This is a genomic window from Bathymodiolus platifrons methanotrophic gill symbiont (genome assembly GCF_002189065.1).
Taxonomy (GTDB): Bacteria; Pseudomonadota; Gammaproteobacteria; order Methylococcales; family Methylomonadaceae; genus Methyloprofundus.
In genome coordinates this window covers 1-25,224 of record NZ_BDMN01000036.1, presented here as the reverse complement: position 1 = coordinate 25,224, position 25,224 = coordinate 1, and the positions used below count along the sequence as shown (strand labels likewise).

The following is a 25,224-nucleotide window of genomic DNA, read 5'->3' as shown; positions in this document are numbered from 1 at the left end:
GTTGTGTTTTGTTCTGCTTTTTCTTTATTATTGGGCTCAATATTACATGAGAGCCGCGCTCTTTTGAAGCTTGTTTTAATAAACTTTTTTAATTGTTCTATTTTTTGATGCTTTAGTTCGCCTATATTTCAATAGATACAGGAGAAGGCTAGCGAAAACATGCCTTATCTTGTTACGATTTATATAGCGCTTTTTAATGCTTTAATAAAAGCATTGTTTTCTTCAGGTTTACCAATGGTCACACGCAAACAGTCACTCAGTAGACCTTTTTGTGGAGATAGAATTTTAATTAAAACTCCTTGTTCTTTTAAGGAATTAAAAATATCAGTCGCTTTATTTTTAGCTGTGCGGAAAAGAATAAAATTTGCCGCACTTGGGCAAGGTTCAATTTCTTTTAGGGTACTTAGTTGTAAGAACATACGTGCCCGTTCATGGCACAATATCTCGGTCTGCTGGTCAAACATATCTGGATGACTTAAAGCAAATTCAACGCTGCATTGGGTGAGAATATTAATATTATATGGCAATCTTGCTTTATTAAGCTGATTAATTATCGAGCTATCCCCAGCGATAAAGCCCAGACGTAAACCAGCCAGACCAAGTTTGGAAACTGTGCGCATGACCAGTAAATTTGTATATTTTGTTAGGCGATTGATAAAGCTAAAATCGGTAAAGGGCGCATAAGCCTCATCAATAATTACTAAGCCCTTACTCTGCTGGATAATTTGTTCAATGGCATCGCTATCAAATAAATTACCCGTTGGGTTGTTAGGGTAGGCAAGGAAAATAATTTCAGGTTGCTGGCTTTTGATGGTCGCCAGGGTAACCGCCAGATCCAGTTCAAAGTTATCAGCTAATAAAGGTAGGCCCTGATAATTTAAGCCTAGGCACTGAGCAATTTGCTTGTACATAACAAAGCTAGGCTCTGGAGCCATTACTGTTGAATTAGCAGGTAAAGCCATCAGCAGTAGTTGAATAATTTCATCAGAGCCATTGCCTAATAAGATTTCACTCTGTGCAGGAATCTGATTGTACTCTTTTAAGACCTGGCAAAGAGACTTCGCTTCTGGATCAGGATAGCGATTAATTTCTGCTTTATGAATGATTTTTAGCCATTCTGCTTTAATCTCTTCAGGCCATGTATACGGATTTTCCATCGCATCGAGTTTAATATATCCCGCCGCATCAGCAACTTTATAAGCTGTTAATGCTCTAATTTCAGGGCGTATTACTGCAGAGATAAGGGCTTCTTGTTCAGACATGCGGATAAATTAATCAACACGCTTGAAATGATGTACCCAGACTGGTGCGGATTCATCCCACTCCATACCTTTATGCATTTTTAGAATCAGGTTTTTATACATTTCTAGAGAGGGATAGCCTTCTGCCTGAGCTCCAGCATCACCCATATCACCAAGGGTTTCTCTGGTTAAATCAGTAACAATAAACTCCTGTCCTTCCAGAGTAAAAGTTTCATTAGGGTAGGCATAAACACCATCACGGCGTTGCTGGGTCTTTCTGCCGCTAAGAGCCGCTTCAACTAATTTAGGGTGTGTTACCAGGCGCTCTATACCGCAGGTTTTTTCAGGTAGGTCAGTCATTTTATTTTCTCTTGTTATAGTATGGGTAGGGAGATTTTTAGCTTTCTGAATATAATAATACTGGGATAATTCGAGAGTAAAAACTACAATCTTTATCTCTCGTATAGATACTTAGTTTTAGCCTATGGGCTACAGCACAAATTAGAAAATCAATGTGTGAACCTTGAATTCCTTTGTTTCTGCAACGATTTGAAAATTCAGCAGCAGTTTCGTAGTCCTCATCAATAATGGGCTCGTTGGGGAAGTATATTAGCTTATTCTTGAGCTTATTAAATTGCTCAAAGTCGCTATAACCCGATAAAAGCTCTTGCCTAATGGGGCCTATTATTGTTGCTTTTTCAGCATGAATAAGTGCCGTGAGTTCTTTTGCAATGCTAGCATTACGAGGAGATTTTCCACGTAGAGCAAGGGACCAAATACAGGTATCCACAAGCACTGCTTTCATTTGCGCCCTTTTTTATAGTCGTAATCAGTGTCACACGGAAGCTCCCCAAATAGTTCAATAACTTCAAGTTGCTTATGTCTCTCAATAAACTCTTTAAGTGCAGCATTGACAGTATCTTTTTTAGTTTTAAAACTGCCTACCTGTAACGCCAAGTTGAGTAGGCTATTATCCAGAGCTAAGTTAGTCGCCATAATTATTTTTATACACATTGATTCACACATGTGAAGTGTAACTGAAAAGCAAATAAAAATCTCAATTCAGGTAGAGAATATTAAGCCCCATAATTAAGTAATAAAGCTAGTAACAGCACCTGTAACGTTTTTTAGTCTATAGTTAGCTGGCTAGTTCGACAGTAATTTGCATAGTTTATTCTCAATTCCTTATTTCCAAAGAGGTAAGGTGATCGGTTGGTAAAAGCAGTATTGAAAAAACTCCTATTTTAACCTGTATTCCGCCGAACGAGCATGCGCTGTTAAACTTTCACCGCGTGCTAATATTGACGCTGTTTTTCCAAGTGTATTAGCGCCTTCAGCAGAGCAGAAAATCAGACTAGAACGTTTCTGGAAGTCATAAACCCCTAAAGGTGAAGAAAACCGTGCTGTCCCTGAAGTAGGTAAAACATGATTAGGCCCTGCACAATAATCACCTAAGGCTTCAGCTGTATAGCGCCCCATAAAAATTGCTCCGGCATTACGGATCTGTTCACAGAGAGCTTCGGGGTCTTCCACTGATAATTCGAGATGCTCAGGGGCAATGGAATTAGAAACTTCAGCTGCATGCTCTAATGACTCAACTTTTATCAGAGCACCGCGCCCAGATAATGAGGCTTTAATAATATCGGCACGCTCCATTTCCGGAAGTAATTTATCAATACTTAGCGCAACAGCATCCAGAAAATCAGCATCATCAGACAATAAGATAGCCTGGGCATCTTCATCATGTTCTGCTTGAGAGAATAAGTCCATGGCAATCCAGTCGGGATTGGTTTTTCCATCACAAATAATTAATATTTCTGACGGACCGGCAATCATATCTATTCCCACCTGGCCAAAAACCAGTTTTTTTGCGGTAGCAACATAAATATTTCCAGGGCCGACGATTTTTTCGACGGCAGGAATAGTTTCTGTACCATAGGCTAAAGCGGCAACTGCTTGAGCGCCACCAATAGCAAAGGCGCGATCTACACCGGCAAGATGCGCAGCTGCTAAAACCAGAGAGTTAGTGATACCTTTCGGAGTAGGTACAACCATAATGAGTTCACGTACGCCAGCCACTTTTGCTGGAATAGCATTCATTAATACCGAAGAAGGGTAGGCGGCTTTTCCACCTGGCACATATAGGCCTGCTCGATCTAAAGGGGTGATTTTTTGCCCCAGGACGGTACCGTCGGCTTCAGTATATTGCCAGGATTCCATTTTCTGCTTTTCAGCATAGGCACGGACACGGTTCGCAGCTGTTTGTAATGCATCAGCTTTATCTTTAGGCAGATTATCCCAGGCAGATTTTAATTGTTCTTGCGAGAATTCTAGTTCAGATGCTTTGCTCAGGGAGCATTGATCAAACTGATTGGTGTACTCAAGTACGGCTTGGTCCCCATTTTTTCGCACATTTGCAATAATATCCAGAACGCGCTGGTGAACTTCATGATCCGAACTCTCTTCAAAAGCAAGTAACTTTTTCAGTTGAGCCTGAAAATCAGAATCAGAGCTATTAAGGCGTGTGATAGTTTGAGTCATATGAACTTATCTTGTCGCAAGTGTTTTTTCAAATTGATCTAGCAAAGGCTGGATAACTTGATGCTTCATTTTCATAGAGGCTTTATTTACCACCAGACGAGAGCTGATATTCATAATCAATTCGCGAGGTTCCAGGCCATTAGCTCTTAGAGTATTTCCAGTATCAACAACATCAACAATACAATCTGCCAGGCCAACAATCGGAGCAAGCTCCATTGCACCATAGAGTTTGATGATTTCAGCTTGTATACCCTTGCTGGCAAAATAACGCTCTGCTGTTTTGACATATTTTGTGGCCACACGTACACGCCCTGAAATATCAGGTGCATCGGTAGGTGCGGCAGTCATCAATTTGCAACAGGCAATCTTTAAATCTATAGGTTCATATAGATTGTCAGATTCATGTTCAATCAGTACATCTTTACCTGCAATACCTAAATCTGCTGCGCCATACTCAACAAAGGTAGGAACGTCAGTTGCGCGTATGATGACTAGTTGTACATCATCATGATTGGTTTTAAGAATCAGTTTGCGACTGGTTTTAGGGTCGTCAATCGGAACGATGTTAGCATCTGCCAGTAAAGGAAGTGCTTCATCGTATATTCTGCCTTTTGAAACGGCGATAGTTAGCATGAATAAAAGCCTGTGTTATCTTGGAATGCGGCGAATTGTCGCGCCGAGTTGGGAAAGTTTTTCTTCAATATGATCATAACCCCGGTCTATATGGTAGATACGATCAACCAGTGTTTCGCCTTCACCGACTAGGCCAGAAAGCACTAAGCTTGCCGAAGCCCGTAAGTCGGTTGCCATGACAGGCGCTGCTGTTAAGCCATCAACCCCTGTGCAAATAGCGGTATTAGATTCTAATTTAATGTTGGCTCCCATGCGCTGCATTTCCTGAACATGCATAAAACGATTTTCAAACACGGTTTCAGTGATGGTACTGACACCTTCTGCAATCGCATTCATTGCCGTAAACTGTGCTTGCATATCAGTTGGAAATGCGGGGAAAGGTGCAGTACGAATTGAAACAGCTTTAGGGCGTTTGCCCAGCATATCCAGTTCGATCCAGTCTTCTCCGGTAGTTATTTGTGCGCCTGCTTCACTGAGCTTGTCTAATACTGCGTCAAGTAATCCTGGTTGTATCTTATTTAGTCTGATTTTTCCGCGAGTCATGGCGGCGGCAACTAGATAAGTGCCGGCTTCAATACGATCAGGAAGGACATTGTAGTGCAGGTCTTTAACACCTAAACGCTCAACCCCTTCAATTGTCAGAATGTCAGTACCGATGCCGGTGATTTTTGCACCCATTTTATTAAGGAAATAAGCAAGATCATTGACTTCGGGTTCGCGAGCAGCATTTTCAATAATGGTTTTTCCTTCAGCCAGGGTAGCAGCCATTAGCAGGTTTTCTGTACCTGTTACTGTGACTTGTTCTAAAACTAGGCGACAACCTTTTAGGCGTTTGGCTTTGGCATGAATATAGCCATTTTCAACTTTAATATCAGCGCCCATTTTTGCCAGACCATTAAGATGAATGTCCACTGGGCGTGCACCAATGGCACAACCACCGGGAAGAGAAACATCGGCCTGACCAAAACGCGCTAATAAGGGACCTAGAACTAAAATTGAAGAACGCATAGTACGAACTAGTTCATACGGAGCTTCAAGTTTATTAATGGTGCTACTATTGACTTCAATATTCAGTTTTTCATCAACTGATAGTTCTACGCCCATACAGCCGAGTAGTTCCATAGTCGTGGTAATATCATGCAAATGCGGGATGTTACCAACTAAAACCGGAGTGTCGCTGAGCAGAGTCGCTGCTAAAATCGGAAGTGCTGCATTTTTGGCCCCCGATACAGTCAATGTACCAGACAGTTGCTTACCGCCAGTTATGAGTAATTTATCCATGGTATTTTATGTATTCTTTAGTGTAAATTGCTCTATAGCTGAATTATTTGGCATATTCTCAATAACATGCTTAATTTGATCTACTGTAGCACCGGGCTTTTCCCTCCGTGCAGTTGCAATACGAACGTCTTTTTCGGATAAATTGAAATAGTCGGTATCGGCATACGGAATGCGGGACTTATACCCAGTCTCCCTAGACAGCCACTGGAAAAAAGGGTAGTGGGTTAAATCTGTTATTTCACTTAAATAATTAGGAGAAGTAAAAGGTTTACATCATAATTCCTCGAATGAAATGTTATCAAGAAGTAAGTTGCCCAAATTGTCGCTGTAGCACTATCATGAAATCAGGAAAGAATGCTCAAAATATACAGCGGTATCGCTGCAAAAATAGTGCCTGCCAAACTCAAACATTTATGCTGTACTATCGCTATAATGCATGTGTGCCTGGAGTCCAAGAAAAAGTCGTCGAAATGGCTATTAATAGCAGTGGTATTAGAGACACCGCACGGGTTCTGAAAATCAATAAAAATACAGTCATCAGCATCCTGAAAAGCAAAGAAGATAGCCTTGTACAGGTAAATCCTATTTTTCTATCTCAAAAATCAGAAACACCTTTAGACGTTCGGCTGGAGCTTGTTTGCGAAGAAGTTGAGATTGATGAACAATGGTCATTTGTAGGTAAAAAGTCGAATCAGCGATGGTTATGGCATGCTGTTGATCATGCGACTAATACAGTCATTGCTTATGTATTTGGCAAGCGTAAAGATGATGTTTTCAAAGAGCTAAAAGCCTTACTGACTCCTTTTGAAATAAGCAGATATTATACAGATGACTGGGGGGCTTATGAGCGAAACTTAGATGTAAATGAACATGAAATAGGCAAACAAAACACTCAAAAAATTGAACGAAAAAACCTAAATTTTAGAACATGGGTTAAACGCTTAACGCGTCGAACAATCTGTTTTTCCAAAATAGAACAAATGCATGATATTGTCATTGGACTATTAATTAATAAAGTCGAATTTGGACGAGATATTCATGCCTAATAACAGATTTAACCCACCACCCGATTTTTAAGCGTATCATATGAAAAATATATTATTATCTTCGTTTCTGACTGCTGTATTTCTTGCCTCGAGTGTACAAGCCGCTCTAAATCAATTTAAGGTCTATAATGGAAAAGTAGCTATTTCGACTGATGGTTTCGGTAGCCAAACAGGCTCTGGTATCATTTCAGCATCCGTACCTGAAGGCGCCACAGTAAAAGCGGCTTATTTATATATCGGATCACACTATAAGGGGGTCCTCGTGCTTATCAACTTAAATGGCGCTCCCGTTACTTTTGGTAAAGGTGTCTCTAATTTCCGTAATAACTTTGTATTAATGAATACGTCCAATGCTGGAGAGTTAGGGATATCTCGTTCTGATGTTACAAATATTGTAAAACCAATTATTGATGTAGGTACTGGCGGTGTTTATAACTTCAGCGTCTTAGAAAACTTTAACGCCAATAAGATCGATGGTGAAGCATTAGTTGTTGTTTATGAACATCCCTCTTTACCTGAGGCAACTGTTGCTATTTTTGATGGTTTCGCAGATGTCAATGGCGAGACCTTCTCTATAAACTTTACTAATCGTTTAAATCCTAGTGAAATGCATTTTTTTTCTGAAATGTCTTTAGGTATAAGCTATAGTTGTTGTAATCAGAAATCAACTGTTATGGTTAACGGCCAATTATTAACGAGTAATGCAGGTGATGGGAATGACACTATTGGTGATAAACACACACAACAGGAGGGTAAATTACTCACTGTCGGAAGCTTTGATGATCCATTTTCTCCGGCCAGCCCTAGCTATGAAGAAGATCATGAGCGGTATAATATTTCTAGCTTTATTAGTGAGGGTGACACAAGCATTGAGATAAATACAAAAAACGGTGCAACGGATAATGATAACATCTTTTTAGCTACTTTTTATGTGGGGAAAGTTAGTTATAAAGCAATTGATAGGCTATTTACTTTAACTGAGGAAATTGATCGAATGTTGGCTTTGTCAGGAAATCATACTCCGTTATTCCCTGGTCATGATGTGAAATCTATGTATATGGATGGATATTATGCGCGTTATTATCGAGAGTCAAACTTATATCTTGGGGTTAAAAATAATAGGCTTCATTCTTTAGATGGGAATACCATGGTAATCTCTCATCACGGCTTAGTAATTCCTTGGTTGCTCAAGGCAAGCACGTCCACAAATAAACATAGCGCTGTTACTGACCTAAGCACAAGTATTAATCTAGGTACTGTACATGGTATTAACCTTAATTTAATCAACCCTATTTCATCAAATGGACATACTCAGTTATGAGTAATTTATCCATGGTATTTTATGTATTCTTTAGTGTAAATAAGTCGATTTCAGTCATATCACACAGCTTTGCGAGAGCAAACAGTTGTGCAGGGATATGCTCAAATTTTAAATCTATTTGATAGGTACGGGCAAATTTTATCCATTCTATAAGTAAAGCTAAGCCAGCGCTATCAATTTTACGCAGTTGCTGTAAGTCTATATTGATAGCTGTGTCTGATTGCTCAAGCTTTAAAGCTTTAATTGCTGATTTATCAATGGTACTGAAGGTTAAATCACCCTTGATTATATAGTTACCCTTTGATAGGGACAGGATTTCTAAAGGTTTATTCATCTTTATCTGATGAATTGAATAGAAATTGACTAATTAATCGTTCCAATACCAGTGCAGATTGTGTGAGCTCTATAGTATCGCCTTCCTGTAAAAATTCATCTAATCCGCCAGGTGTTAAACCTATGTATTTGTCGCCTAAAAGGCCGGCAGTTAAAATACTTGCCGAGGTATCGCTGGGCAGGTTGGTATAGCGTGCATCGATACGCATTTTAACCAGAGCGTCATAATTATCAGTATCAAAACTAATGTCAGCAACACGACCGATAGGAACGCCCGCCATAGAAACAAGCGCTTTACTTTTAAGGCCACCTGCATTTTCAAAATGTGCGACTATTGTATAACTGCCATTATCTTGTAAATCATTAAAATTACTGACTTGTAAAGCGAGAAAAAAAAGCGCAGCAATACAGAGGCTAATAAACAGACCGACTAAAATTTCTATAGATTTACACTGCATAATCAGTTTGCTCCAAACATAAGGGCGGTTAATAAGAAGTCAAAAAACAAAATAGCAAAAGCAGAGTTAACCACAGTACGAGTAGTCGCGCGGCTAATGCCGGCAGAAGTTGGGACGGCATCATAACCTTCAAATAAGGCAATCCAGGACACGAGCCAGGCAAAAATAATGCTTTTGATTATGCCATTAATAATATCATCATGATAATCAATGGCGCTCTGCATTTGTGACCAATAAGAGCCAGAATCAACATTTAATAAGTCTACTCCAGCCAGGTGCCCACCCATAATCCCCACAGCACTGAATAAACCAGCTAATAATGGTAAAGAAATAAAGCCCGCAAAAAAACGCGGTGCAATAATATATTTTAGCGGGTCAATAGCCATCATTTCCATTGCAGAAAGCTGCTCGGTAGCTTTCATTAAGCCTATCTCCGCTGTTAAAGCAGATCCAGCACGCCCGGCAAATAATAAAGCACTAACGACCGGGCCTAATTCTCTAACCAATGAAGCCGCGACCATAATGCCAAGAGAAGATTCGGCACCAAAGGTGGATAAAGTATAAACGCCTTGTAAGCCAAGCACCATACCAACAAAGAGCCCGGAAATTGCAATTAACCAGAAAGTAAGCACACCGATATTATATAGTTGTTTGATTAGCAAGCCTGGACGGCTTAAAGTATATCCTAGCCCAGTTAAAATAGAGTAAAGAAACAGACTACTACGCCCTAATTTTGCCAGAAAGTCTAAGCTGGAATGTCCAATGGACTGGAATAGTTTCATAATGTCGAATCACGCGCGAACAGATCACTGCTAAAGTTATTTGCGGGATAATGAAATGACACGGGGCCATCTGCATCGCCATACATAAATTGTTTGACCCAGTCTGACTCTGAATTGTAAAGTTCTTTAGGAGTGCCTTGCCCGGCAATTTTACCCTCTGAAATAAGGTAAATATAATCAGCGATGGAGGCTGTTTCCTGCACATCATGAGAAACAACAATGCTGGTTAAATGTAAGGTTTGATTCAAGGTTTGAATAAGTTTAACTAATACGCCCAGAGAAATGGGGTCTTGTCCGGTAAAAGGTTCATCATACATGATCATGTCAGGGTCCAATGCCAGTGCCCTAGCCATTGCTACTCGTCTTGCCATGCCCCCGGAGAGTTCGTTAGGCATTAGATGTCGTGCACCACGCAAGCCAACGGCATTAAGCTTCATTAGCACAAGTGTGCGAACCATCGATTCTGGGAGTTGAGTATGCTCCCTGATAGGAAAGGCAATATTGTCGTACACCGACATATCAGTTAATAAGGCACCGCTTTGAAACAGCATGCCCATTTTTTTACGCAGTTTATATAAGTCTTTGCGGGAAAGGTGATGCACATTTTGCTGGTCAACTAAAATCGTGCCACTATCAGGTTTAAGTTGTCCGGCGATCAGCTTTAATAAAGTTGTTTTACCAGTACCACTAGGTCCCATAATCGCTGTAATTTTATGAGGACTAAACTCCAGTGAGATATCGTCAAAAATTTTTCTGTCGCTACGTGAGAAAGTTAAATTACGAATGGAAATCATGATAAAGGTGGAAAAAAGCCGCAGAAAGCAGTTTATTATAGTGCAAACAGGTGTATGCAGCTATTTTTATAGTACGGCTGTGGAGCCAAAAGACAAGTCAGGCTCGGGTATTATTGAATTCTCGCTCTTAGTTAAGAGAGAGGTTGGATTTATCAAAGACTCGCTCAAGGCAGTGCTTTTCAAGAGGGTAGGTACTAAAATAGAGTACTTTCAAGTCTCTAAATATCTGCGCCCCAGAATTGCCCAGGTTATTAAGTCCTAACCATTAGCTAAACGAATTACTGAATAGGCTTTGAGACCACTCAAACATGTCTTCAAAATTATCTTTGCTCCAATGCGGTGAGTGTGAACTGGCAAAAGAATCTTGAACCAGTTTCATGCTGTTATTAGTCGTCTCATAGGCAAAAACTGCAGTAAGCCAGGAAGCCTGATCATAAGTAATTGGACTATAACAGGCAGAATTAGTTCTAATTTTTGCTAATCTAGCTGGGTCATGGACAAAGTCTGTTGTTGATGATTTGCTGGCAATTTCTCTAATAATCACATCGGCACAAACTTTTGCCTGCGAATTAGCCATATGCCCAGATTTTGGCTGACCACTACTATTTGAATCCCCGATGTAACTACTCAGCGTAATTTACAGTTGGATAAAATTATAAAGAAAATTTAGGCAACTTTCCCTCAATCATTTCTTCATATTCCTTCGCTGAAAATCAGGGAAACGTAGCCTAAGCGAAGTGATGATTTTTAGTCCGCGATAGCCGTAGGGCCGTTGTTTTGTCGGAGTCTGAGCGTTAGCGAAGGTGGAGACAAAATAAAAGGCCATCCGACACGGCGTCAAGTCATTTGGAGCCTATGTTCCGACCCCTTGTTGGGTCGGGACGAGGTGACGAGGACGAATCGGGGCCGCCGGAGGCATAAGTGGTCGCGTTAAGTTTTTGCTGCTTGCTTGGGCTGGGATGCCCAAAACAAGCTTTCGCAAAAATAGCGACTCCCCGAATATTTTTCTACTGTGGATTTACTTCTGTACTAGGTAGCCAGTTCTGGTCAGGATCATAAGTTGACATTGCTTCCGCAATATTAGCACCTTCCTGTCCTAGATCCTGTTCATAGACTATGCCAGCATGACTGACAATAAAACTCATAATGCCGCTTTCTCCATACTCTCTGGGCCAGGCGATTACAGCATATCCTGCACTCATATACTTACCTATCAGGTAACTGTAAGCTCCTCCTTTAGCATTTTTACCTTGCGCCTTTAATATGCGGAAGAAATAGCCATGATAACCACCTTCTGGTGAACGGTCGGCTAGTAATGAACCTAATGGGCTGAGTGCTTCACCCGGAGCAGTATCCCAGTATAGCCCGTCATGATTATCGGGTGTGCTGATAAATTTTTGTGCATACTCTAATGCACCGTTACTACTATGATCTAGCATGGCATATTCCATTTGTGCATCGCAAGAGGCAAGTACGGCTTGCATGGTAGCCAGTTCGTTTCTACCTATGCGCCTGATACGTATGCGTTCATGACCCTCTTCTACATCAAAATACCAACCCGATGTGCCAGAGACAATAGGAATAGGTAATGTCCAGTTGTTCTCTCCGATAGCGATTAGCATTTTTTTATTGCCCTCTGGTAATAAGCTGTGATGCTTTTCCCAGGCATTATTGAAGTTATCAAGATCTTCATAGCTCACCTTGTCTATAGGCAGGAGTTCACGAAAATCAGCACCTAACAATTTATTAAATTGCTCTGAATCAGTGTTTTTAACAGCATGTGCGAAAGCATCGGCCGCATCTTCCGGATTGTTAAAGATAGCTTGATGAAGCAAGGGATCCATCTTTAGTTCTGCAGCCGGTCGTCCGGGGATTGAACAAGATAGAGTGAATAATAGTGTACTGATAGCAAGCAAGTTAATAAAGTATTTAGTCATAGTGGGTAACTGACGGGCAATAGTTATTTGAATTTTTTAAAGTAATACATATGTTTCTCCAGTTATCGCCTGCGTCCACCGCCACCACCACGGGAACCACCTGAGCTGTGAGTACTGCTACGTCTTTGCATTGATCGGTTACTTGAATTACCACGATTTATATTCTGGCGAGATCTGTTTGCATTCCCAGCACCTCTGAGTGCATTATTTTGTGAACGATTAGATCTATTGCCATAGTTACTTGATTGTCGGGTGTTATTTTTCTGAGAAAAATCTCGATTTGCCTTATTCACCGAATCTCGTGCTTTATAACCATCTGAACCCTGTAATTGTTTGGCTCTATGTGAATCCTAGTGGGTAGTGCGATAATAATACCATGAATAATGAATCTTTATTTAGTATGGCTTTAGGCTTACAATCGCCTTGGAAAGTGGAAGAAATTATCTTTTCAAACGACAATATTTTAGAACAGAATGAACTTCATTTGCAGATAGGTTTTGAACCAGGCGCCCGTTTTGCTGATGAATCGGGGGTTCTCTGCCCAGTGCATGATACAGTCGATCGGCAATGGCAACACTTGAGCTTCTTTGAGCATTCTTGCTATCTACATTGCTCTGTTCCTCGCATCACAACAACGGACGGGAAAGTTCGTACTGTAGAAGTCCCTTGGGCTCGCCCCGGCAGTGGTTTCACTCTGCTATTTGAAGCCATGGCATGGGCACTGATTGAAAGAGAAATGCCCGTCAATCGGGTTGCTGAAATGTTAAAGGTGAATCCACAGCGAATCTGGACGATCTTTAATCACTGGATCGGCAAAGCTAAAATAGCGGATGATGTTTCATCCATTACTCAACTTGGTATAGATGAAACCTCCTCAAAAAAAGGTCACAAATATGTCACTTTAGGTGTCGATTTAGAAGAGTCTCGTGTTATTTTTGTCACTGAGGGTAAAGGTAAAGCCACTTTGCATAACCTTCAGGAACACCTTGAAAACAAAGGGGTAGAGAAAGAACAAATTGAACAAATAAGTATGGATCTATCGCCATCCTTCATTGCTGGAGCCGCAGAGGCTTTTCCATCAGCAGAGATAACCTTCGATCGGTTTCATGTTGTCAAATTATTAAATGAAGCAATGAATCAAGTCAGGATTAGTGAGCGTAAAGAGCATGATGCACTCAAAGGACACAAATATACTTTTTTAAGGAACCGAGAAAACTTAACCAATAAACAAGAAGTTTCATTAGCTGAAATGATTGACCTATATCCTACGTTAGGGCAGGCATATCGATTGAAAGAGCTTTTTAATGACTTATGGTCAATGCCCGATAAAGTATCGGCTGAAGCCTTTCTAAAGCAGTGGTGTGAAGAAGTAGAAAAATCTAAAATCTCAGCATTTATGAAGTTTGTAAAGACCGTTCGGAGCCATTGGTCTGGCATTATTCATTTCGTTGAAACAAAGATTACAAATGGAATTCTTGAGGGAATTAATAGCAAGGTCCAACTGGCCAAACGACGAGCAAGAGGTTATCGCAATATTAATAATTTTATCAATATGATTTACTTTCTTTGTGGTAAGTTAAAATTCGACTACCCATTAGGATTCACATAGAGCCAATTGTTTCCGGCCATCTGAAGGGCTGATAGCTCGTTTGTCTAAAGTTGAGCGCGCTTTATCGCGCTGGGTATCACGGCCTCGATAATTCTGACGTTTATCTGCGCCGCTGCGTTTATTTCCAAACTGTTCCCTACTTTTGCTATCTCGATAAGGCGTGCCACGACGATTATTTGCATTGTGTTTCCAGTTAGAGTTCTTGTTATTAGAATTTATTTTATTGCGATTGACGTTGATATTATTATATTTATTAACATTAATGTTGACGCTACCGCGGCCACGTCCCCAGTGGCAACCGCCCCATAGAGCATGAGTAATACCGATACCTATGCCAAAGCCTATTCCTCTCATTACCGCAGAGCCATACCTGTAGCCTGGTGGGTAGTAATACCAGGGTCTGTAATGTGGCCACCACCAGGTGCCATAGACGACTGTGGTGTTGTAGACTGGCACATAAACTATTTGGGGATCGGCTGGTTCTATGATGACAATGGTTTCTGAGGGCTGTTCCTCGACGGTTACTTTTTGTTGCTCTGTTGTTTTGAGGTTCCCGTCATCCTTCGCTTTATTACGTAACTTCTGGACAGTATCCATCACCCCTTCGGAATTCGCTAGAAATGCATCGCCTACATTTTGTATCCAGCTGGGTTGTTTTTCCATCATGGCTAATACCTGTGGAAAAGCAACCAGGGACATCACGCTGGGGTCCCACGATTTATCCTGCACTGCGTTAACAGCAGCGTCACCCTTTTGATTAGGGTTGTTCTTTGACCATTGGATGGCGTCGTTTATGTCAGCAGGGTAGGTGCAGGCCATCAGGATTTGGGAAAGCAATGAATCTGGATACAATGCGATCGGAGCCATCATCTGATCGAGTTCAGCTTCACTGAAGATTTTGTCCTCTGCTTGTGCCGTTGCAAATGTTACGCAAATCAGAACTGTAAGAAAGGTGTTGCCAAAAATTGCTAACAGTTTTCTCATAAGTCATTCTCCTTGGTTTGGACTTAAGGTGCCTTGGTAAGATTGTACTTGTACGATAGCAAATGTGGAAGTACTGTATTTTTGGAGAAATTACGTATTCAGTTATTTATGTGCAGTAAGTCTAGGATCTAAAGTTTCGGGTTTTATTTTGTCTGGTTCCTAAGTTATGTCTGTTTTAGCCAAAATTGATTGTCTTTCTCGGTTAAAATAGCGAGCAATTATTATATTTTAGAATAGGGTGGTTTATGATTCGCGCGGGTATTGTTGGAGGAACAGGTTATACAGGGGTAGAGTTACTTCGTATATTGGCATTGCATGAAGAAGTTGAAGTTGCTGTGGTCACTTCACGCTCTGATGACGGAATGCGAGTAGATGCTTTGTATCCAAGTTTGCGTGGCAATATAGATATTTGTTTTACCAAGCCGGATGTGGAGTCTTTGGCAGGCTGCGATGTCGTATTTTTTGCTACACCTAATGGTACGGCAATGCTAATGGCAGAACAATTATTGGCGCGTAATGTGAAAGTAATTGACCTATCAGCTGATTTCAGAATTAAAGACGCCGCAGAATGGGCAAAATGGTATGGCATGGAACACGCTTGCCCTGATTTAATAAGTGAAGCGGTTTATGGTCTACCGGAAATTAATCGGGCTCAAATTGCTGATGCAAATTTATTAGCCTGCCCTGGGTGCTACCCGACTGCTGTGCAGCTAGGTTTTTTACCGTTAATTGAGCAAGCCTTGATAGACAGCAGCCATTTAATTGCGGACGTGAAGTCAGGAGTCAGTGGTGCAGGGCGTAAAGTGAGTGTTGCTACCTTGATGAGTGAAACAGGGGAGAGTTTTAAAGCCTATGCATCGTCAGGTCATCGGCATTTACCCGAGATAACTCAAGGCTTATCTATGGCGGCAGGGAAACAAGTAGGGTTAACCTTTGTGCCACACCTGGTTCCTATGATCCGGGGAATTCATGCAACTTTATATGCTCAACTTGAAGGCGGCGATGTTACACAGTTGCAGTCTATCTATGAGCAACGCTATGCGCTAGAACCTTTTGTTGATGTTTTACCCGCAGGCGTTCATCCTGATACACGTAATGTTCGTGGAAGTAATAATTGTCAGGTTTCTATAGTCGTGCCGCAGGGTGGAAACACGGTAGTGATCTTGTCGGTCATTGATAATTTAGTAAAAGGCGCAGCAGGACAGGCAGTGCAGAATATGAATTTAATGTTTGCTTTTAATGAAAAGCAAGGATTGCAAACAATGGCTTTATACCCGTAGATCAATCAGCGTAGGGAGCGTTGTACGCAATGGCATTCGCTTAAATAACAAAGTAACTAAAGATATTTATTCCGCGCTCAAATTACTGTAATCCAAAAGGTTTATGAAATTACAAACTGAAGTTTCCCAATAATTATTTATGGTAAAATTGAAACTATGCTTATGAGCAACGCTATGCGCTAGAACCTTTTGTTGATGTTTTACCCGCAGGCGTTCATCCTGATACACGTAATGTTCGTGGAAGTAATAATTGTCAGGTTTCTATAGTCGTGCCGCAGGGTGGAAACACGGTAGTGATCTTGTCGGTCATTGATAATTTAGTAAAAGGCGCAGCAGGACAGGCAGTGCAGAATATGAATTTAATGTTTGCTTTTAATGAAAAGCAAGGATTGCAAACAATGGCTTTATACCCGTAGATCAATCAGCGGAGGGTGCGTTGTACGCACCTTTTTACGTGTTGCCGATTATTAATGATGGTGTGTGGAGCGTACCCTACTATGTCAGATTACCGAAGACTCTATACAGGGGGCAACATCTATTTTTTTACGGTGGTTATGCATCGGCGACAAAAAATTTTATGTAATGATGATCTGGGCCTGTTTTACGAGAGGCGATTACAACAACACGTAAAACGCATCCTTTTGATATTGATGCCTGGGTCTTAATGTCTGATCATTTGCACTGTATTTGGACTATGCCAGAAGGTGATAATAATTTTGTGATCGTTATGGCAAGTTTAGTTGTTCGTGATATTGATGCTGATGTTGTAAAAGCACTAAAGGCGCGTGCTGGTTTACATGGTGTTAGCGCAGAAGCAGAGCATCGAAAAATACTTGAGTCTGTTCTATTGCGGCCTAAAAAAAAGAGTTTTACTGAGGTTCTTTTAACAATGCCTAATGTTGGAGATGACCTTGATTTTAAGCGTGAACAAGCAGGCTCTATAGAAAATGTATTTGATTGATACAAATGTTCTTAGTGAAATCAGAAAGAAAAATAATGCAAATTCAGGAGTAAGAGATTTTTTTGCAAGAGCAGTTGAACAGGAACTCTCTTTATTTATTAGTGTTATCACTGTTGGAGAGCTTAGGCGCGGTGTAAATCTGATTAGGCATCGAGGGGACAAACGTCAAGCGAATATCCTGGAAAAATGGTTAGAACTCATTCTTGAGGAATATTCTGATAATGTTCTGGAGTTTACCGTGATAGAGGCCCAGGTATGGGGGCAATTAAGAGTTCAAAATCACGAAAATGCACTGGATAAACAAATTGCAGCAACTGCTCTCACTTATGATTTAACAGTTGTAACCAGAAATATTGATGATTTTATTGGAACGGGCGTCAAATTGATCAACCCTTTCAAATGCCAAAATGAAACTCATTAACTGATTGCAGTTAATGAAAATAACTTAGATTCAATTAATAAGTGCTACTCATTATCTAAAGACTTTGTAATTACCCGAGAGTCGCAGGCACAATGAATTAGTACGAACCTTTCATTATACAATTTCAATCAACTTTCTGCTGGTATAGCTAAGGAAAAACGCTATTCAAGATGTACGGGTGCGGGTCTATTGTATGAGAATTATTTATGATGTTTATCGTGAAGAAATTCACTATGGTTTAAAGGTCCTACAACAGATGATGCAAAACGCTTTCCCTTCCCTTCGACTACGCTCAGGGAACGATTGAGTGGTTTCCGTTCCCTGAGCGTAGTCGAAGGGAAGGAACGTAATTCTTGACTAAAACACTAGGTAAAGTCATAATCCACAGTTAACTTCGCTGAAACAAAGATTACAAATGGAATTCTTGAGGGAATTAATAGCAAGGTCCAACTGGCCAAACGACGAGCAAGAGGTTATCGCAATATTAATAATTTTATCAATATGATTTACTTTCTTTGTGGTAAGTTAAAATTCGACTACCCACTGTATTTCACATAGAGCCAAGACTTTGTAATTACCCGAGAGTCGCAGACACAATGAATTAGTACGAACCTTTCATTATACAATTTCAATCAACTTTCTGCTGGTATAGCTAAGGAAAAACGCTATTCAAGATGTACGGGTGCGGGTCTATTGTATGAGAATTATTTATGATGTTTATCGTGAAGAAATTCACTATGGTTTAAAAGGTCCTACAACAGATGATGCAAAACGCTTTCCCTTCCCTTCGACTACGCTCAGGGTACGGGATCCACCCGAACGTTCCCTGAGCGTAGTCGAAGGGAAGGCAGGGTAGGAGAATAATATGAATGGCTATATGTATATCTTAGAGTGCTCAGATGGTAGTTACTACGCAGGCAGTACCCAAAATATAGAGTTAAGACTTGCACAGCATCGAAGTGGGCAGGGGGCTAAACATACTCGCACTCGGTTACCAGTGAAGCTTGTTTTCCTGGAAGAGTTTTCTCGAATTGATGAGGCTTATTTTAGAGAAAAACAAGTACAAGGCTGGAGCCGAAAAAAGAAAGAAACGTAATTCTTGACTAAAACACTAGGTAAAGTCATAATCCACAGTTAACAAATTTTAAATGGTGTATTTATATGGCAGATCCAATTATTTTTTCTGATAGCGCAGCGAAAAAAGTAGGCAGCTTAATTGCTGAAGAAGGCAATGATAACCTGAAATTACGCGTGTATATTTCAGGTGGGGGTTGTTCAGGATTTCAGTATGGCTTTACTTTTGATGAAGAAGTGGCGGACGATGATACGCAGGTAGAAAATGGCGGTGTGACTGTGTTAGTTGATGCGATGAGTATTCAGTATCTGAATGGTGCGGAAATAGATTATAAAGAAGATTTATCTGGAGCTCAGTTTGTTATTCGTAACCCTAATGCATCTACAACTTGCGGTTGTGGCTCTTCGTTTTCAGTTTAATCTTTTTCACGTAGGTTGGATTAGATTTTTTATTGCGCAGCATTAAAAAACGTTATCCGACAAGATATCGCAATGAGTTGAGTTACGCTATTTATTCTTTACTGGAAAAGCTAATCCAGTCAGCTTGGAAATATGAAAGGTATAGCAAAAACTTTGGTTTTATCAGGCTGCTGCAAAGCTTATGCCTGATATATCCCACCTAAAATAACGGCTTCTTTAGCCCCGGTAGTTTCTGGCAAATTCCCTGTTAGACCTTGAAGTGTCTGTTTTGCTAGCCATGCAAAAGCCATGGCTTCTACTTGATCTGGATGCTCGCCCTGTGTGTTCGTTGATGCAATAGGTAGGTCGAGTAACTGTTTTAGTGACTTAAACAATGTTTGATTGTGTGTGCCGCCACCACAAAGAAATACTTGCTCTGTTTCCGGGGCGGATTTCTGTATGGCCTCGGCAATTGTTTCTGCAGTTAATTGGCATAAGGTACGTTGCACATCTTCTGGGCTAAAATTCGGTAGTGAAGCCAGTTTTTTGGTAAGCCAGTCAGTTGAAAAATACTCTGTACCAGTACTCTTTGGCGGAAGGGTGGAAAAGTATGGGTCATCTTTTAGGTGTTTGAGCAGTTCAGTTTGTACCTGTCCTGTTGCTGCCCAATCGCCATTATTATCATAAGAGTTACTCTTATGGGTGGAAACCCAGTAATCCATAAGTGTATTTCCCGGCCCTGTATCAAAACCGATGGTTTTGCTTGCCTTATTTTTTGCCAGAATACTTAGATTGGCAATTCCCCCTATATTCACAATTACTCTATTTTCTTTTTCAGTCTGGAACTGTGCCTGATGGAATGCAGGAACTAGGGGGGCGCCTTGGCCACCGGCAGCAATGTCTCTGCGGCGAAAATCAGCGATGGTAGTGATCCCTGTTTTCTGGCTGATAATATTGGCATCGCCAATTTGAATTGTGAAGGGAAGAGCTGAGTTAGGCGAGTGATAAAGCGTTTGTCCGTGGCTGCCTATTGCCTTGATGTCTTTTGCGTTCACTTGTGCCTGGCGCATTAAATTAAGGCAGGCCTCTGCGTAGAGTAAGCCAAGTTGAGTGTCTAGTGCGCCATAGTCGCACAAGGATATGGACTGATAATTTTTACAAAGGCTGTGAATTTTTTGTTTTATTTCGTTTGTGTAAGGCTGGTAGTAAAAATCTATTACTTGAGTACTATTATTGGCAAAGTCGTATAAGCCGGCATCTATACCATCAATGCTGGTTCCAGACATAAGTCCAATATAATACTCTTTGCTCATTTCGGGATGTTAGTCACAGCAACTTGAGTTGAGCCAAGCTGTTCTAATTGCTGGAAAAGAATCCTGGATTTTTCTAAAAAATCAGCTTTATACTTTGCCTGAATAGGATTTGCATTAGGTAAAGTTACTGTAAGCGGATTACGGTGCACGCCATTGACGCGAAATTCGTAATGCAAATGCGGTCCTGATGCCAGGCCTGATCTTCCGACATAACCGATAACCTGGCCCTGTTTAACTCGTGAGCCTACACGTTGTCCTTTTCTATATTTAGACATATGCGCATAAAGAGTGCTGTATTTCTGGCCATGCTGAACGATAACAACTCGACCATATCCGCCATTGCGTCCGCGATAAGTAATTTTACCATCACCTGCTGATTTGATGGGGGTGCCTGTTTTAGCTGCGTAATCAACTCCTTTATGCGCCCGGATGCGATTGAGTACTGGGTGTTTGCGCTTTAAGTTAAAGCGTGAGCTTATACGAGCAAAGTCAATAGGCGTACGTAGAAACGCTTTGCGCATACTATTACCGCCAGAGTTGTAATAACTAACTTTGCCTTCTGCGTTCTGGTAGCGAACAGATTTTATAGATTTACCTTGATTGATAAATTCCGCAGCTAAAATCTTGCCTGGTCCAATGAACTCACTACCTATATATAGGTTTTCATAAATAACAGAAAACCGGTCGCCTTCATGGAGGTTTAAAGCAAAATCAATATCCCAGGCAAAAATATTAGCGAGTTGCATAATAATATTGTCAGAAAGACCGGCATTTTTTCCATCAATAAATAGTGAGGTATGAATAACGCCCGTTGCCGTGTTAATGCGCTGGTCTAACTCTTTCTCTAGCAGTTCAACTTTAAAGCTACCATCGTCAAGCTTTGTTGCTTTAAGCTCCGCGTAGGCATTTTTTTTGTAGATTAAATGACTAAATTCACCAGAAAGGTCATGGCCTATCATTAATGATTTGCCTGGTATTATGGAGGCGAATTGAGAACTAATATCATTGCTGTGAACTATGTTATGCAAATCAAGTTTACTTAGCTCATTGCTGGAAAAAATTGCAGAAAGGCTTTCTCCGGACTTAACTTTATGTTCTCGCCAAATGGTTGTTAAGCTTTGCATACTTTGTGTAGGTATGTTGGAAGAGCCTTGGGCAATGGGATTGATTGCTGGTATGTCAGGTTCGGTAATTAAAGAGTCCCTTTTCCCGGTTTGTTCGATTTTTGTAGTAAGATCAGGGATGGTTAAGGCGATAGTTTCAGGGGTAAGTGGTTCAGTTTTTTCTGAAAAGAAAGCGTAGCTTGCTGTTGCAAGTACGGCGCAAGCAATACCAATAAACAGGTGCTTTGGCGTGTTATTCTTTTTGTCTTCGGGAGGGTTAGTGGATTGGTATAAGTCATTTCGATAGCGCATTTCTACAATTATAAGGTGTTTTTTTTGCTAATGCCTAATATTATATTACGTCAAATTAAGAATAAACAGAGTGTAACTGCCCTCATGGGGCAGGATATACAGGTCTACAACGATAAAGAAAAAAGGTGAAAAAATTGCAAGAAGATGTGTTGGAGTTGCTAAAGCGTGGAACAGACGAAATTCTGGTAGAAGCAGAGCTGGTAAAAAAGCTGGGAGAAGGGCGGTCATTACGTATTAAGGCAGGGTTTGATCCAACAGCACCAGATTTGCACCTGGGGCATACCGTCTTAATTAATAAATTAAAGCAATTTCAGGATCTGGGGCATGAGGTTCTGTTTTTAATCGGTGATTTTACCGGGATGATTGGTGACCCTACCGGTAAAAATGTCACTAGAAAGCCACTGACTCGAGATGATGTGATTGAAAATGCTAAATCTTATGAACAGCAGATTTTTAAAATTTTAGATCCAGTCAAAACATTGGTTATGTTTAATTCCAGCTGGATGAATGCAATGAGTCCGGTGGATTTGATTCAGTTGGCATCTAAAAGTACCGTGGCAAGAATGTTAGAGCGGGATGATTTTAGTAAGCGCTATAAGGGTGGGCAGCCTATTGCGATTCATGAGTTTTTATACCCATTAATTCAGGGCTATGATTCGGTGGCGATGAAAGCTGATGTAGAGCTGGGTGGGACCGATCAGAAATTTAATTTGTTGATGGGTAGGCAATTACAGGAAATGCATGGTCAAAAGCCTCAGGTTGTTATGACTGTGCCTATATTAGAGGGTTTAGATGGTGTGCAGAAAATGTCTAAGTCTTTAAATAACTATACAGGTATAGCGGATGCGCCTGATGATATGTTCGGTAAGATCATGTCTATATCAGATGAGTTGATGTGGCGTTACTTTGAATTGCTAAGCTTCCGGCCGATGGATGAAATTGCACAATGGAATAAAGAGTGCAGGGAAGGGGCAAACCCGCGAAACTATAAAGTAAAGCTGGCGCAGGAAATAATTGCCAGGTTTCATGATGAAGCTGCAGCGGTAAAGGCGCTGGAAAACTTTGAGGCGCAGTTTAAGCGTGGTGCAATACCAGATAATATACCCGAAATAGAATTAACTGCTGGTACTGAGGGATACGCTATTGCTTTATTACTTAAAGATGCGGGTTTAACCTCAGGTACTTCGGATTCTAACCGGATGATAAAACAGGGGGCAGTAAAGATTGATAGTCAGAAATTAATGGATGGAAAGTTAGTTGTTTCGGCAGGTACGGAGCATGTATACCAGGTTGGTAAAAGAAAATTCGCTAAAGTAAAAATAAAGTCTTGACGTTGAATGATGTCGTTGTATAATGGTCAGCTCTTCAGGGCAATGTGCTGAAGAGGGGTTGGTTTAGCGGTTTTATGCTGAACTGACTTGAAAAATAAAAGCTTGACCAATATGAGTTACACGTTATAATGGTCGGCTCCTTAACGAGAGTTGAGGTTGGGCCTTCGGGTTCGGTTGATGTGGATTTTCTGGTTTGTTTTTAGATTTGCTTCTGAAAATAACCGCTGAAAATAAACATTGACAACGAGTTCTGACTCAGTATAATGGTCGAACTCAGCAGGGTTGATTGCTTCTCGCTTCCTCCCTGAGCTCTTTAAAACACAATCAAAATAATTTGTTGTGGGTACTTGTAGAGATTATTAGCATGATAAAGATAATCGATATAAGAATCTACAGCCGTTAATCTTCGGATTAACAAACGTAAATTCTGACAATCGAGCAAAGATTGGTAACATATCTGATGTTGTTACAAAATGATTTTAAACTGAAGAGTTTGATCATGGCTCAGATTGAACGCTGGCGGTATGCTTAACACATGCAAGTCGAACGGTAACAGCAGGAGCTTGCTCTTGGCTGACGAGTGGCGGACGGGTGCGTAACGCGTAGGAATCTGCCTATTAGTGGGGGACAACATGGGGAAACCCATGCTAATACCGCATACGCCCTACGGGGGAAAGCGGGGGATCTTCGGACCTCGCGCTAATAGATGAGCCTGCGTTAGATTAGCTTGTTGGTGAGGTAATGGCTCACCAAGGCGACGATCTATAGCTGGTCTGAGAGGACGATCAGCCACACTGGGACTGAGACACGGCCCAGACTCCTACGGGAGGCAGCAGTGGGGAATATTGGACAATGGGCGAAAGCCTGATCCAGCAATACCGCGTGTGTGAAGAAGGCCTGAGGGTTGTAAAGCACTTTCAATTGGGAGGAAAACAGGCGAGGATAATATCTCGTCTCTTGACATTACCTTTAGAAGAAGCACCGGCTAACTCCGTGCCAGCAGCCGCGGTAATACGGAGGGTGCAAGCGTTAATCGGAATTACTGGGCGTAAAGCGTTCGTAGGCGGTTATTTAAGTTAGATGTGAAAGCCCCGGGCTTAACCTGGGAACTGCATTTAAAACTGGGTAACTAGAGTTTAGGAGAGGGAAGTGGAATTTCAGGTGTAGCAGTGAAATGCGTAGAGATCTGAAGGAACACCAGTGGCGAAGGCGACTTCCTGGACTAAAACTGACGCTGAGGAACGAAAGCGTGGGTAGCAAACGGGATTAGATACCCCGGTAGTCCACGCCGTAAACGATGTCAACTAGCCGTTGGGCCTATATACAGGTTTAGTGGCGGAGCTAACGTATTAAGTTGACCGCCTGGGGAGTACGGCCGCAAGGTTAAAACTCAAATGAATTGACGGGGGCCCGCACAAGCGGTGGAGCATGTGGTTTAATTCGATGCAACGCGAAGAACCTTACCTACCCTTGACATCCAGAGAATCTGTTAGAGATAGTAGAGTGCCTTCGGGAACTCTGAGACAGGTGCTGCATGGCTGTCGTCAGCTCGTGTCGTGAGATGTTGGGTTAAGTCCCGTAACGAGCGCAACCCCTATCCTTAGTTGCCAGCGAGTAATGTCGGGAACTCTAAGGAGACTGCCGGTGATAAACCGGAGGAAGGTGGGGACGACGTCAAGTCATCATGGCCCTTATGGGTAGGGCTACACACGTGCTACAATGGTCGGTACAGAGGGCCGCAAACTCGCGAGAGTAAGCTAATCCCAGAAAGCCGATCTTAGTCCGGATTGCAGTCTGCAACTCGACTGCATGAAGTTGGAATCGCTAGTAATCGCGAATCAGAATGTCGCGGTGAATACGTTCCCGGGCCTTGTACACACCGCCCGTCACACCATGGGAGTGGGTTGCAAAAGAAGTGGGTAGTCTAACCTTCGGGAGGGCGCTCACCACTTTGTGATTCATGACTGGGGTGAAGTCGTAACAAGGTAGCCCTAGGGGAACCTGGGGCTGGATCACCTCCTTACAAAGCATGCAATGCTTTATGAGTATCCACAACAAATTATTTTGATT

Annotated in this window: 27 protein-coding genes, 1 rRNA gene and 2 pseudogenes; 13 read left to right on the top strand and 17 right to left on the bottom strand. The window is 41.4% G+C overall.

Features of this window, described 5'->3' with window-relative positions; all coding sequences use genetic code 11:
- Nucleotides 1-179 precede the first annotated feature (179 nt).
- The 7 genes from hisC to murA form a co-directional block, all read right to left on the bottom strand.
- Nucleotides 180-1,262, bottom strand: a complete 1,083-nt coding sequence (gene hisC / locus CDZ78_RS02735; RefSeq protein ID WP_087868589.1) for a histidinol-phosphate transaminase — start codon at nt 1,260-1,262, stop codon at nt 180-182.
- 9 nt (nt 1,263-1,271) lie between these two features.
- Nucleotides 1,272-1,601, bottom strand: a complete 330-nt coding sequence (locus tag CDZ78_RS02730; RefSeq protein WP_087868588.1) for an ASCH domain-containing protein — start codon at nt 1,599-1,601, stop codon at nt 1,272-1,274.
- 37 nt (nt 1,602-1,638) lie between these two features.
- Nucleotides 1,639-2,046, bottom strand: coding sequence for a PIN domain-containing protein (locus tag CDZ78_RS02725; RefSeq protein ID WP_087868587.1), 408 nt, complete (start codon nt 2,044-2,046; stop codon nt 1,639-1,641).
- A complete protein-coding gene (locus tag CDZ78_RS02720) occupies nt 2,043-2,237 on the bottom strand; it encodes a type II toxin-antitoxin system VapB family antitoxin (RefSeq protein WP_087868615.1) in 195 nt (64 codons plus the stop codon). The genes CDZ78_RS02725 and CDZ78_RS02720 overlap by 4 nt, the downstream gene beginning before the upstream one ends.
- Nucleotides 2,238-2,480: 243 nt before the next feature.
- Nucleotides 2,481-3,782 (bottom strand): histidinol dehydrogenase, encoded by a 1,302-nt coding sequence (hisD, locus tag CDZ78_RS02715; protein WP_087868586.1) that lies wholly within the window; start codon nt 3,780-3,782, stop codon nt 2,481-2,483.
- Between the two features lie 6 nt (nt 3,783-3,788).
- Nucleotides 3,789-4,415 carry an ATP phosphoribosyltransferase gene (gene hisG, locus CDZ78_RS02710; RefSeq protein WP_087868585.1) on the bottom strand — a complete coding sequence of 209 codons (627 nt, stop codon included), beginning with the start codon at nt 4,413-4,415 and terminating at the stop codon, nt 3,789-3,791.
- A gap of 15 nt (nt 4,416-4,430) precedes the next feature.
- On the bottom strand, nt 4,431-5,696 hold the full coding sequence (gene murA, locus CDZ78_RS02705; RefSeq protein WP_087868584.1) for a UDP-N-acetylglucosamine 1-carboxyvinyltransferase: 1,266 nt from the start codon (nt 5,694-5,696) through the stop codon (nt 4,431-4,433).
- 287 nt (nt 5,697-5,983) lie between these two features.
- Here murA and CDZ78_RS02700 point away from each other — a divergent pair, with 287 nt between their 5' ends.
- Complete coding sequence (locus CDZ78_RS02700; protein ID WP_087868583.1) at nt 5,984-6,742, top strand: IS1 family transposase; 759 nt, start codon at nt 5,984-5,986, stop codon at nt 6,740-6,742.
- Between the two features lie 40 nt (nt 6,743-6,782).
- Entirely contained in the window at nt 6,783-8,063 is a 1,281-nt protein-coding gene (locus CDZ78_RS02695; RefSeq protein ID WP_087868582.1) for a DUF3344 domain-containing protein, read from the top strand.
- Between the two features lie 19 nt (nt 8,064-8,082).
- Here the strand turns inward: CDZ78_RS02695 and CDZ78_RS02690 are convergent, their stop codons facing one another.
- The 4 genes from CDZ78_RS02690 to CDZ78_RS02675 are packed head-to-tail and all read right to left on the bottom strand — an operon-like array spanning nt 8,083 to nt 10,430.
- Nucleotides 8,083-8,397, bottom strand: coding sequence for an STAS domain-containing protein (locus CDZ78_RS02690; RefSeq protein ID WP_087868581.1), 315 nt, complete (start codon nt 8,395-8,397; stop codon nt 8,083-8,085).
- On the bottom strand, nt 8,390-8,854 hold the full coding sequence (gene mlaD / locus CDZ78_RS02685) for an outer membrane lipid asymmetry maintenance protein MlaD (RefSeq protein WP_087868580.1): 465 nt from the start codon (nt 8,852-8,854) through the stop codon (nt 8,390-8,392). Before mlaD ends, CDZ78_RS02690 begins: the two co-directional genes overlap by 8 nt.
- A 2-nt stretch (nt 8,855-8,856) precedes the next feature.
- A complete protein-coding gene (mlaE, locus tag CDZ78_RS02680) occupies nt 8,857-9,636 on the bottom strand; it encodes a lipid asymmetry maintenance ABC transporter permease subunit MlaE (RefSeq protein WP_087868579.1) in 780 nt (259 codons plus the stop codon).
- Nucleotides 9,633-10,430 carry an ABC transporter ATP-binding protein gene (locus CDZ78_RS02675; protein WP_087868578.1) on the bottom strand — a complete coding sequence of 266 codons (798 nt, stop codon included), beginning with the start codon at nt 10,428-10,430 and terminating at the stop codon, nt 9,633-9,635. The genes mlaE and CDZ78_RS02675 overlap by 4 nt, the downstream gene beginning before the upstream one ends.
- On the opposite strand from CDZ78_RS02675, the gene CDZ78_RS21625 reads away from it, so the two are divergent.
- Nucleotides 10,420-10,692: a hypothetical protein gene (locus CDZ78_RS21625; protein ID WP_147883736.1), complete on the top strand. Its 273-nt coding sequence runs from the start codon at nt 10,420-10,422 to the stop codon at nt 10,690-10,692. The two genes, CDZ78_RS02675 and CDZ78_RS21625, sit on opposite strands and share 11 nt — an antisense overlap.
- Nucleotides 10,693-10,695: 3 nt before the next feature.
- Here the strand turns inward: CDZ78_RS21625 and CDZ78_RS02665 are convergent, their stop codons facing one another.
- The 3 genes from CDZ78_RS02665 to CDZ78_RS21010 all read right to left on the bottom strand — a co-directional run bounded on the left by CDZ78_RS02665 (nt 10,696) and on the right by CDZ78_RS21010 (nt 12,660).
- Nucleotides 10,696-11,007 (bottom strand): FCSD flavin-binding domain-containing protein, encoded by a 312-nt coding sequence (locus tag CDZ78_RS02665; RefSeq protein WP_087868576.1) that lies wholly within the window; start codon nt 11,005-11,007, stop codon nt 10,696-10,698.
- A gap of 430 nt (nt 11,008-11,437) precedes the next feature.
- Complete coding sequence (locus tag CDZ78_RS02660; RefSeq protein ID WP_087868575.1) at nt 11,438-12,367, bottom strand: DUF2950 domain-containing protein; 930 nt, start codon at nt 12,365-12,367, stop codon at nt 11,438-11,440.
- 62 nt (nt 12,368-12,429) lie between these two features.
- Complete coding sequence (locus CDZ78_RS21010; protein ID WP_140413850.1) at nt 12,430-12,660, bottom strand: hypothetical protein; 231 nt, start codon at nt 12,658-12,660, stop codon at nt 12,430-12,432.
- Nucleotides 12,661-12,743: 83 nt separating this feature from the next.
- On the opposite strand from CDZ78_RS21010, the gene CDZ78_RS02655 reads away from it, so the two are divergent.
- Entirely contained in the window at nt 12,744-13,976 is a 1,233-nt protein-coding gene (locus tag CDZ78_RS02655) for an ISL3 family transposase (protein WP_087868574.1), read from the top strand.
- Here the strand turns inward: CDZ78_RS02655 and CDZ78_RS02650 are convergent.
- Nucleotides 13,962-14,960: a DUF3300 domain-containing protein gene (locus CDZ78_RS02650; RefSeq protein WP_087868573.1), complete on the bottom strand. Its 999-nt coding sequence runs from the start codon at nt 14,958-14,960 to the stop codon at nt 13,962-13,964. The two genes, CDZ78_RS02655 and CDZ78_RS02650, sit on opposite strands and share 15 nt — an antisense overlap.
- Before the next feature lie 245 nt (nt 14,961-15,205).
- Between CDZ78_RS02650 and argC the strand changes: the two genes are divergently transcribed.
- The 7 genes and pseudogenes from argC to erpA all read left to right on the top strand — a co-directional run bounded on the left by argC (nt 15,206) and on the right by erpA (nt 19,116).
- Entirely contained in the window at nt 15,206-16,240 is a 1,035-nt protein-coding gene (gene argC / locus CDZ78_RS02645; RefSeq protein ID WP_087868572.1) for an N-acetyl-gamma-glutamyl-phosphate reductase, read from the top strand.
- A gap of 161 nt (nt 16,241-16,401) precedes the next feature.
- Nucleotides 16,402-16,656: pseudogene (locus CDZ78_RS02640) on the top strand (N-acetyl-gamma-glutamyl-phosphate reductase); the annotation flags it as partial.
- 248 nt (nt 16,657-16,904) lie between these two features.
- Nucleotides 16,905-17,201, top strand: coding sequence for a FitA-like ribbon-helix-helix domain-containing protein (locus CDZ78_RS02635; RefSeq protein ID WP_307190447.1), 297 nt, complete (start codon nt 16,905-16,907; stop codon nt 17,199-17,201).
- Complete coding sequence (locus CDZ78_RS02630) at nt 17,188-17,622, top strand: type II toxin-antitoxin system VapC family toxin (protein WP_087868571.1); 435 nt, start codon at nt 17,188-17,190, stop codon at nt 17,620-17,622. The genes CDZ78_RS02635 and CDZ78_RS02630 overlap by 14 nt, the downstream gene beginning before the upstream one ends.
- Nucleotides 17,623-18,021: 399 nt before the next feature.
- A pseudogene (locus CDZ78_RS02625) lies at nt 18,022-18,180 on the top strand (transposase); the annotation flags it as partial.
- A 307-nt stretch (nt 18,181-18,487) separates the two neighbouring features.
- Complete coding sequence (locus CDZ78_RS02620) at nt 18,488-18,718, top strand: GIY-YIG nuclease family protein (protein ID WP_087868570.1); 231 nt, start codon at nt 18,488-18,490, stop codon at nt 18,716-18,718.
- 65 nt (nt 18,719-18,783) lie between these two features.
- On the top strand, nt 18,784-19,116 hold the full coding sequence (erpA, locus tag CDZ78_RS02615; protein ID WP_087868569.1) for an iron-sulfur cluster insertion protein ErpA: 333 nt from the start codon (nt 18,784-18,786) through the stop codon (nt 19,114-19,116).
- Nucleotides 19,117-19,295: 179 nt separating this feature from the next.
- Here the strand turns inward: erpA and CDZ78_RS02610 are convergent, their stop codons facing one another.
- Nucleotides 19,296-20,408 carry an anhydro-N-acetylmuramic acid kinase gene (locus CDZ78_RS02610; RefSeq protein ID WP_087868568.1) on the bottom strand — a complete coding sequence of 371 codons (1,113 nt, stop codon included), beginning with the start codon at nt 20,406-20,408 and terminating at the stop codon, nt 19,296-19,298.
- Nucleotides 20,405-21,823, bottom strand: coding sequence for a peptidoglycan DD-metalloendopeptidase family protein (locus tag CDZ78_RS02605; RefSeq protein ID WP_087868567.1), 1,419 nt, complete (start codon nt 21,821-21,823; stop codon nt 20,405-20,407). The genes CDZ78_RS02610 and CDZ78_RS02605 overlap by 4 nt, the downstream gene beginning before the upstream one ends.
- A 134-nt stretch (nt 21,824-21,957) precedes the next feature.
- Here CDZ78_RS02605 and tyrS point away from each other — a divergent pair, with 134 nt between their 5' ends.
- Both tyrS and CDZ78_RS02595 read left to right on the top strand, forming a co-directional pair.
- Nucleotides 21,958-23,154, top strand: coding sequence for a tyrosine--tRNA ligase (gene tyrS, locus CDZ78_RS02600; RefSeq protein ID WP_087868612.1), 1,197 nt, complete (start codon nt 21,958-21,960; stop codon nt 23,152-23,154).
- Between the two features lie 481 nt (nt 23,155-23,635).
- Nucleotides 23,636-25,177: ribosomal RNA gene (locus tag CDZ78_RS02595) — 16S ribosomal RNA — on the top strand.
- Nucleotides 25,178-25,224 lie beyond the last annotated feature (47 nt).